Genomic DNA, 8,703 nt, shown 5'->3' with positions numbered 1-8,703 from the left:
TTACCGAGAACTGGATCGGCGCTCACGAACGCCAAGATGAGACCGTGAGAAAGGCGCAAGAACTCGGCACTCTCGAGTTCAATAGGCCTACCGGTTTATCGATCTCCGAGAGTTGGTTCATTGTCCATACTTCCATCAGCTCTTCGATCGTGCCGATGCCCCCTGGCAAAGCGATGAAGGCATCGGCAAGCTCAATCATCCGTTCTTTACGGCTACGCAACGTTGGCGCGATTTCGTGGCGAGTCAGACCTGAATGCGACTGCCCGCACTGATGCAGGCCTTCGGTAATAACGCAGTGTACATTGCCGCCAGCAGCCAAAGCGGCATCCGCGACAACACCCATCAAACCTTTTATCGTTCCGCCATAGACCAGGGTTACGCCCGCTTCTCCCAAAGCCCGACCAAGTGCTCGTGCACCGTCAGCGAATTCTTCGGCGGACCCGTAGTTTGATCCACAAAACACGGCCATGCTCTTGATTGAACGTATCGGCATACCGGAAGAACTCCATTACGGTGACGGCAAAGCGTTGCATTCCGTGACGCGGAACAAAGCGAAATACGCTTGTAGCGCCCGGTCCGTTCTAGTCCTCGCCTCAGTGACCGCATCCCTTCCAGCGCCTGTTCCCTCGACGGAGAAAAAAGTCACGTCATGGAGGCCGATGGTACCCAGAATGAGCCTTAGATAAGGCGTCAGAAAATCCGGTTGCCGCGCATGCTTCCCAGAAAATCTTCCGCCCGAAGACACAGCGACAAAGACCGGGCGGTCGCGTAGTGTGCCTATTTTCCCATCTCTCGTCACCTCGAACGTTCGCCGGGCTCTGACCACATGATCTATCCATGCTTTCAACACAGAGGGCACGCTGAGGTTGTGCATGGGCGTTGCAATGACCACAATGTCTGAGCTCTCCAGTTCTTCGATTAATTCTTCCGAAGTGGAAACAGACCCTTCCTGCGTGACCTCCGCCGTGGCCGAATGCTGAGCGCGCGCGTAATTTTCATCAATGTGAGGAAGCGCGCCGTTACCGATCGCGCGATTGACTACTCTTGCTCCCGGCTCTCGTTCCATCAACAGGCAAATAATTTTTTGGGAGAGCCTGGAGCTCTCTGCGGCTTGCCCGCGGGGGCTACAGCTAATATGCAGGATATTCATCATTTAACCATTTCAAGGTTCAATTTTCAGTAACGACGCGTCGTCGGGCGAACACTCGACGTCCGAGGGCGCCCCGCACGTGGTGCGCGTCGAAACGCGAGGCACGAAATCATTTTACAAACCGTATGCCTCATCAAAAAGATCCAAGAATCAACCTATCAACTGGTCCATAATTCTGTAGGCTCATTCCCCATCGTTTTGTTACCTTGAGCTGTCGCTCCGCGTCGTCATGGCGTATGCGGTTTCAATTGTGTTGCAAGGGTTAAGCAGTCATATGGCCGTGGTCAAGATCAGTAATATCACGTCGCTGGATCCGACAGCGGCAGCCCCTTTTTATCGGCAAATCTACGATCGGTTTCGGGCCGCGATCGCTAGCGGGGTTTTGAAGCCAGGTGACCGGATACCCTCGGCACGTGCGCTGACCAAGGAACTTGGTTTGGCAAGAGGCACCATCGAGGCTGCTTATTCCCTGCTCGCCGCAGAGGGGTACATCCAGGCGCGAGGCCAGGCGGGAACGATCGTGGCGCCTGACCTGAAACCGCGGACGCCCCCCGTCGATGGCGTGCCGCGGCGCGACAGCAGCATCGAGGCACCCAGTTTTCGTCCGGATTCGATCTGGCCGTTCCAGATGGGCTTGCCTGCCCTGGATGCGTTTCCTCGAAAAATCTGGGCACGCCTCGGCGCGCGATGTGTACGTGCCATGCAGCCATCGGACATGGTCCACCCTTCCGTGTATGGTCTGCCAGAACTGCGTGCCGAAATTGCGGCCTATCTTCAGGTCTCGCGCGGCATCGATTGCTCCGCCTCGCAGATATTCGTGACATCGGGGTATCGCCATTCCCTCGAGTTAATCGCTCATGCATTGCTGAAGGCAGGAGATCGCGTTTGGCTCGAAAACCCCGGCTATCCGCCTAGTCGCGAACTATTGAGGAATCTGAACATCGCAGCGGTCCCCGTACCTGTAGACCGGGACGGCATGGTCGTCGCCGACGGACTCATGCTGGCGCCACGGGCCCGTGCGGCGGTGATCACCCCGGCGCATCAGAGTCCGCTATGCGTCGCCTTATCGTTGCCCCGGCGTCATGCCTTGCTCGACTGGGCTGCACGGAGTAACGCATGGATTATTGAGGACGATTACGACGGCGAGTACCGGTATGTCAGCCGTCCTTTGCCCGCTTTAAAAAGCCTGGACCGTGATGGACGGGTGCTCTATGCCGGCACGTTCAGCAAGGTGCTTTTTCCGAGTATTCGGCTCGCCTATCTTGTCGTGCCCGAAACGCAGGTCGAGCGGTTTGAGCAGATTATTCAGGCTTTTGCGGGCGGCAGTCCAGAGTTGACGCAGGCTGTCGTCACGGCCTTCATTAAGGAAGGGCACTTCGCACGCCATATCCAACGGATGCGCAGGCTCTATGCAGAGCGTCGGGAAGCGACAGCAGCAGGTCTCGAAAACGTGCTCGGGAAACACGTGCGGATCGACCCGCAACCAGGGGGAATGCACTTGATCTTGCGATTGCAAGGTCGGCGCTCAGATCGCCGGCTCGTTGCACGGATGCGGGAAGACGGCCTCTACGCAGAAGCATTGACGGATTGGACCATAGGCAATAGTGGAGCTTCAGCCTTACTTCTCAGCTTCACAAATGTCGACGCACAGAGCACCGCTGAAGATCTCGGTAGGCGCATTTTAAACTTGATTTGAAAGGGCCAGCAGGCGGCATGAAGGTATTCATGGCCTGGTGCAAAAGGCGGATTATGGTTCTTTTCCCATAGACCAAGATGCATCACGATGTAGTCTCTCAACCACTACATAGGGATTCGTCATGAGCCACCGTATCGACTACGCCAAAGCTTCGCCCGAAGGTTATAAGGCTTTCGGAGGAGTGTACGTCACCGTTCAAAAGTCTGGCCTTCCAAAAGAACTCGTCGATCTTGTGTATTTACGTGTGTCGCAAATCAACGGCTGCGCATATTGCATCGATATGCATACTCGCGATCTGATCAAGTTTGGCGTGACGGTCGACAAGCTCGTACTCGTGCCGGTGTGGCGCGATTCGGGTGACGTTTTCAGCACCCGCGAAAGGATTGCGCTTGCCTGGGCGGAAACCGTGACACGGGTCGCTGAAACTCACGTTCCCGACGCCGACTATGAACTTGCGGCTGCCGAATTCAGCGACAAAGAACTCGCGGACCTGACCTATGCGATCGGCTTGATGAACGCCTTCAATCGATTGGGAATCACGTTCCGAACGCCCCCGGCTGCTTCAAAGGCTTGAGTTCACAAAAGCGAACGCTTCACGCGGGATGTTGCTCTAACTTCGCCGGCCGCAATCCGGCGATTCAACGAACGGAAATGTCACCCATGGCATGGGCATTATTGGGTATCGCGGGTATTCTCGAGATCGCATTCGCATTTTGCATGAAGTGGTCAGAAGGTTTCACGCGGTTGACACCCGCACTGTTCACGATCGCCACCGGCCTGTCGAGTGTCTTCCTTCTTTCTATTTCGCTCCGCACGCTGCCAGTAGGGACCGGCTACGCGGTGTGGACCGGCATCGGCGCGGCGGGCACCGCAATACTGGGAATGGTAGTGCTAGGCGACTCCGCTGCACCGACGCGGGTGCTCTGTATTGTGCTCATTCTGGCAGGCGTTGTCGGCCTGAAGTTCGTGTCGGGAAACTGAGCAGAACGGCCGTGGTCGCGCGACCGCCGGCGCATCGCACCGCCTTCGAACATCTACACAGTCTCAATCCGAACATGACATCGCTCAGCGCAGGTCATGGTCACTCGCTCGAGGCTCCCCTCTTGACCCGATACAGCATCGACGTCTAACTCGGGAGGAGAACGTGAAGCATTCCACCCAAATCGATGAGTCCGTCCATTCGTACCTCAGAACTGCTCCGCATGCAGCAGCTGAGCGTCGCTTTCGCTGCTGAGGGTTCACCGCGACCCAATCTATGTCCCTTTCTGCAGGCGTGCGCTTAGCTGTTCGTTCTTTTTCGTCAAGCGAAGGTTGATCGATTGAGACCGTGTCAGATCCCGTTTCAGTTGATCTATTTCCTTGCGTGCTTGTTGCAACTTCTTGTGAAGGACCTCAGCGGGATCAGGTATCGCTTTCGGTCTGTCTCTGCTGGTCCTGGCATGTAGTGCTCGAACGCGTTCGGCGATTTCAGGGTAGCGGTTATGAATCGTGGCGTTGCTGACGCCGGCCTCCCGTAGAACGCATTAAAGATGTCTACATGAACGTCCCCCTTTGCGCCAGACTTTCGAGGTTTTGACGAACAGGATGGGTTGCAGCTCTACATTCGGCCTTTTTGCAGCCTTGTCCGCTGCGGGCCCCTTCTATGAAATCCGCTGACTCACGCCTCATTCAACGCACGAGCTTGTTACGCTCTGACATCTTTTCAGGTTTGGTGAGTCCCAGGTCCTACCCGTTTTGTCATTACACTCAAATGCCACCGCAACTTTTGACGCTCCATCCCGCCCAACAAAACCCTTCCGACAGGCCTGCGAACTCAAGCTGGTTTGACGCTTTCGTAGCCCTTCCGGTATGGACGTTGATGTGCCAACATCGCCCAGATTATCCGGGCAAGTTTATTGGCCATCGCCACGATTACGACGTTCAACGGACGCCGCTGTTTCATCTGCGTCACCCATGGACCTGGCTCTTTCACGCGATAAATAATGCTCCGCGCGCCGTGCACGAGCAAAGTCCGGAGATAGGTATCGCCTCGTTGATATGACTCCCGGTGTCAATCAGGATCGGTTTTCATCGCTAACTCTATTGTCAACGCAAATTTCCTGAGGGCGGCGTAGCAGTAAAACTCGACGGTGGATCACGCTGATATTCGCGGGTTGGTTGCCGCATTACAGAGGTCTACATGAACGTCCCCCGTTTGCAATGGTTTTCGTTTGTTCTGACTGACAGGATGGTTGCAGCTCTACATTCGGCCTTTTTGCAGCCTGTTTCGCTGCGGGCCCCGATGAAATCCGCTGACTCGCTCCTCATTCCGTCGACGAGCTGAAAGCTCTCTCTGTAATCCAGGTTTGGCGAGTCCCGGTCCGACCTGTCGTGTCATCACACCCGATTGCCAACGCAACCTTTCGACGTATCACCCTGCAAAGGTTATTCCTCTGTTCAGCCCCAGCTGGTCATGCAGGCCTTACGCTCACGTAACCTTTTTCATACGGATTCCCGTGAGCGAGAACCGCCCAGATTGTGCGCGCCATTTTGTTGGCTATTGCCACGATGGCTACATTAGAGGGCCGCCGTTTAACGAGCTGAGCTACCCATGGGCCTGGATCCTTCGCATGCGATAGAACGCTGCGCGCGCCGTGAATCAGTAGCGTTCGCAAATACGTATCCCCTCGTTTGCTGATTCCCAACAGAACAACCTTCCCGCCGGTACCCACCTGTTTCGGCACCAGGCCAAGCCACGCCGCGAATTCTCGACCGGTCGCGAATGACTTCGGGTCGCCCATGGTCGCGACAGCCGCAGTCGCTGTCAGAAGACCTACACCGGGTATCGCAGCAATGGCTTTGCAAGCCCTGTCATCTTTCAGCCATGTCTGCAAGCGTCTCTCAATGTCGGCGATCTGTCTGTCGAGGTTCTCGAGATCATTCCACTGTTCGCGTAATGATTCGATCAGCATTCCAGGCAGCCGCCCGGCGAGTTTTTCCAGCACGCCCGGGATTGCCTTGTCCAGCGCCGCTCGACTCTTGCCCATGACTTCGCCGTATTCTGTCAGCAGACCGCGCAGGCTGTTCATTTGCATCGTGCGAAACTTGAGCTTCTGTTGCCGTATCCGATGCAGTGCCAATACGGCTTGCTGGGCCTCCGTCTTCACCGCGACAGCTTTACTGGGCATCTGCGTGGCCATCCAGATCGCCCGCGCATCGGCCGCGTCATTTTTGTTGCGAATGTTGAACGCCTTGGCGAACTTCGCGGGCATCAGCTTTACCTGGTGCCCCATCTCGATCAGTCGTCGGGCCCAATGCTGTGCACCGCCGCAGGCTTCCATGCCGACTAGGCAGGGAGCGCGATTTGCAAAGTGCTCAAGAAACGCCGCCCGCTTGATCGCTTTGTTTACGATCTCGCCCGTGTCCGGATCGACCCAGTGCAACTGCATCACGCTCTTGGCAATATCTACGCCGACTGTCGTATAGTTCATTTTGGATCCTCCGGTTTGCCTTGGGGAAATCGTCATGATCTCCTACTTTGGGCACTCTGATGCCGTCGGCCCGTGAAGGATCCACCTCCTGCATTTCCTCACCGGCGATGGGTGGGGGACGTTCATTTCATTCCGTCTCATGAGCCTGCCGCTTCCTTGCTACGCAAGTCGACTGATGTCGTTGCCAAACGCGGTCGCGGGTTACTCGAATACCGGGCTGCGCCGCCTTCAGGAAACTCCTTGTACTGAATGGTCTTTTTACGTACATCCCTTTGTTCATGCAGATTGCGCGCTTGGCGGTAACGCCAGCGTCATTCCCAATCGGCCAACGTCCCAGATGAAACCCGCCAGTTCGCGTGCAATTGCGATGATGGCCACATGCGCGGACTTCCCTCTGGCGACGAGCTTACGATATCGTCGGCACAGCCTTAGTTGCGCGTCCCAGGCACGGTCGACTATCGGCTTGGGTAGCCCTTCATGCCGGCGCTGTATGTCGATGCTCACGCGGGCAGGATGGCGGTAACTCCAGGCCGATTCGACCAATAGCTTTCGCGCATAACTGTTGCCTGTCTTGGTAATGCTTCCTTGCCGCCGTTTTCCACCTGAGGAGTGTTCAGAAGGCGTTACGCCGAGCCACGCCATCAACTGTCGCGGATGCTCGAACCGCGACAGGTCACCTAGCTCGGAGACCAGGCCGACCGCCGACGTAAAGTTTATCCCGCGCATAGCTTGCAATGCGAGTACGACCGGGTAAAACTGCCAGCTGATGACAGACTCACGCAATGCCAGCTCCAGCCTCTCACATTGCGCGAGCCGATCTTCAATCGTGCGCCTGTGTTCATTGAACGCCAACTGTTGCCATGCACTGTCGAAGGAGAACGTGCTTATCCAGCGTCGGTGAGTGGGCCCCCAGTTGGGGCGGCCAAAGTAATGAATGCCGTGGGCAAGCAGAAACGATTTGAGCCTGCAGCGTGCGGCCTTCAAATCCTCCCTGGCAGCCGACCAGGCGCGCGCCAAGTCCCGGAACGATTCGTCTTCGATCGATGGCACATGTACTGCCGAGAGGTCTCCAGCACGTAGCGAACGCACCAGCTTGATCGCGTCGCGACGGTCCGTTTTGACACGATCTCCCGGCTTCCGTGGAATGAGTGACGGTGCGCAAACCATGCAGTCGAAACCTTTATCGACCAGTCTCCTGTACAACCCATATCCACACGGGCCCGCTTCATAGACAAAGCAGATGTGTCGCGCCTTTGTTTGCAACTTCTTGCACAACCGGTCGATATCAATATGCATAACGCCGACCTTGCCAAACAGTTCAACGTCGCTCATGCCGATCGCGTACGCAACCGTGATCGAATCTTTATGGACATCCAGTCCTACGTACAACGTGCTATCGTTTTCCACGCTGGCCTCCGGTCGGAAAAGTCCGTTGAGCGGTGGCTCCGTCCTCGCTCAATGCGGCTCTGGCAGCAATGCTAACCCGCGCTTCATTCCCTCGGCGGCCAGCCTTGCCGAACGGGAGTCATACTGACTTGCTTATCCCCTGCAGCTCGATCTTGCCGCCCGAGCCCGTCTGTGCCGGCACGAGCCCGAGCCACGCCGCGAACTCGCGGCCAGATTTGAAGGCTTTCGCATCACCCATCGTTGCCACTGCGGCTGTTGCGGTAAGCAGACCTACACCCGGAATCGCCGCGATCGCCTTGGCAGCCTGATTCTCCTTCATCCACTCTTGCAACGTATGCGTCAGCGCATCCCGTCTTGAATACAAGCGCGCGTGGTGCGAACGTCTTGCCATCGTGACTGCGGAGCATTTCGATGGTCGACCCAACCGAAGAGACTGCGGGACCGAGGGCAGCGCGACGTTCTCGGCAAGGCGAGGCATTCTGGCGGGAGATGGTCATGGCGTGGAAACGAAGCGGACTTGGCGCACGACGTTTCTGCCGAGAGCAAGGGCTGGCAGTCAGCACCTTCGGCTTGTGGCGCAAGAAGCTCGCGGGCGAGACAACTGCCCGGACGAACCCGCTCGCCGTGACCCCGGATGCGACGTTTGTCGTTGCCCGTGCAGATGGTGAGCCAGAGCCGGTCGTGACGCAGCCATCGACGACGGCAGATACGTCGTCGTCACGTGATCGCGTAACCTTGTCGCTCGCCGGTGTTCGCATCGAACTGACTGGCGCGCATGCCGAGCGCATCGTGCGCTTCGTGCTCGGGCAGTTGGGCGGTGCACGGTGCTGATCGCGGCCGACGTTCGAGCCTACATCTGCCGTGAGCCGGTCGATATGCGCAAATCGATCGACACGCTGTCCTATCTGGTCGAACCGCTGCTGGCCCAGAAGCCTGCCTCGGGCAATTTGTTCGTGTTCGTGGGTCGGGACCGCACGAAG

The 8,703-nt window shown here is 57.0% G+C and carries 9 protein-coding genes and 2 pseudogenes; 5 read left to right on the top strand and 6 right to left on the bottom strand.

Annotated elements, in window-relative coordinates; genetic code table 11:
• Positions 1–22: 22 nt before the first annotated feature.
• A complete protein-coding gene (locus AWB81_RS38470; protein ID WP_087135489.1) occupies positions 23–493 on the bottom strand; it encodes an LOG family protein in 471 nt (156 codons plus the stop codon).
• A 15-nt stretch (positions 494–508) separates the two neighbouring features.
• Complete coding sequence (locus AWB81_RS38465; protein WP_327373274.1) at positions 509–1,153, bottom strand: FMN-dependent NADH-azoreductase; 645 nt, start codon at positions 1,151–1,153, stop codon at positions 509–511.
• A gap of 271 nt (positions 1,154–1,424) precedes the next feature.
• On the opposite strand from AWB81_RS38465, the gene pdxR reads away from it, so the two are divergent.
• The 3 genes from pdxR (at position 1,425) to AWB81_RS38450 (ending at position 3,827) form a co-directional block, all read left to right on the top strand.
• On the top strand, positions 1,425–2,846 hold the full coding sequence (pdxR, locus tag AWB81_RS38460; protein WP_062643355.1) for a MocR-like pyridoxine biosynthesis transcription factor PdxR: 1,422 nt from the start codon (positions 1,425–1,427) through the stop codon (positions 2,844–2,846).
• A 121-nt stretch (positions 2,847–2,967) separates the two neighbouring features.
• Complete coding sequence (locus AWB81_RS38455) at positions 2,968–3,420, top strand: carboxymuconolactone decarboxylase family protein (protein WP_062643353.1); 453 nt, start codon at positions 2,968–2,970, stop codon at positions 3,418–3,420.
• An 86-nt stretch (positions 3,421–3,506) separates the two neighbouring features.
• Positions 3,507–3,827: a DMT family transporter gene (locus tag AWB81_RS38450; protein ID WP_062643351.1), complete on the top strand. Its 321-nt coding sequence runs from the start codon at positions 3,507–3,509 to the stop codon at positions 3,825–3,827.
• A gap of 832 nt (positions 3,828–4,659) precedes the next feature.
• On the opposite strand, the pseudogene AWB81_RS38445 reads toward AWB81_RS38450, so the two are convergent.
• The 4 genes and pseudogenes from AWB81_RS38445 to AWB81_RS38430 all read right to left on the bottom strand — a co-directional run.
• Positions 4,660–4,881, bottom strand: a pseudogene (locus tag AWB81_RS38445) (IS110 family transposase); the annotation flags it as partial.
• 415 nt (positions 4,882–5,296) lie between these two features.
• Positions 5,297–6,316: an IS110 family RNA-guided transposase gene (locus AWB81_RS38440; RefSeq protein WP_062643349.1), complete on the bottom strand. Its 1,020-nt coding sequence runs from the start codon at positions 6,314–6,316 to the stop codon at positions 5,297–5,299.
• A 276-nt stretch (positions 6,317–6,592) separates the two neighbouring features.
• Entirely contained in the window at positions 6,593–7,723 is a 1,131-nt protein-coding gene (locus AWB81_RS38435) for an IS110 family RNA-guided transposase (protein ID WP_062643347.1), read from the bottom strand.
• A 127-nt stretch (positions 7,724–7,850) separates the two neighbouring features.
• Positions 7,851–8,015, bottom strand: a pseudogene (locus tag AWB81_RS38430) (transposase); the annotation flags it as partial.
• Positions 8,016–8,218: 203 nt separating this feature from the next.
• Here AWB81_RS38430 and tnpA point away from each other — a divergent pair.
• Both tnpA and tnpB read left to right on the top strand, forming a co-directional pair.
• Positions 8,219–8,554 (top strand): IS66 family insertion sequence element accessory protein TnpA, encoded by a 336-nt coding sequence (tnpA, locus tag AWB81_RS46620; protein ID WP_200822572.1) that lies wholly within the window; start codon positions 8,219–8,221, stop codon positions 8,552–8,554.
• Positions 8,555–8,598: 44 nt separating this feature from the next.
• On the top strand, positions 8,599–8,703 hold a 105-nt coding region (tnpB, locus tag AWB81_RS48990), incomplete at its 3' end, for an IS66 family insertion sequence element accessory protein TnpB (RefSeq protein ID WP_374730522.1).

The organism is Caballeronia arationis, assembly GCF_001544975.2.
GTDB lineage: Bacteria > Pseudomonadota > Gammaproteobacteria > Burkholderiales > Burkholderiaceae > Caballeronia > Caballeronia arationis.
This window is presented reverse-complemented; position numbering and strand designations above follow the sequence as displayed.

Coding starts and splice junctions, on each gene's coding strand:
- pdxR (WP_062643355.1), top strand. CDS start 1,425: ATGGCCGTGGTCAAGATCAGTAATATCACGTCGCTGGATCCGACAGCG.
- AWB81_RS38465 (WP_327373274.1), bottom strand. CDS start 1,153: ATGATGAATATCCTGCATATTAGCTGTAGCCCCCGCGGGCAAGCCGCA.
- AWB81_RS38440 (WP_062643349.1), bottom strand. CDS start 6,316: ATGAACTATACGACAGTCGGCGTAGATATTGCCAAGAGCGTGATGCAG.
- tnpA (WP_200822572.1), top strand. CDS start 8,219: ATGGCGTGGAAACGAAGCGGACTTGGCGCACGACGTTTCTGCCGAGAG.
- AWB81_RS38455 (WP_062643353.1), top strand. CDS start 2,968: ATGAGCCACCGTATCGACTACGCCAAAGCTTCGCCCGAAGGTTATAAG.
- AWB81_RS38450 (WP_062643351.1), top strand. CDS start 3,507: ATGGCATGGGCATTATTGGGTATCGCGGGTATTCTCGAGATCGCATTC.
- AWB81_RS38470 (WP_087135489.1), bottom strand. CDS start 493: ATGCCGATACGTTCAATCAAGAGCATGGCCGTGTTTTGTGGATCAAAC.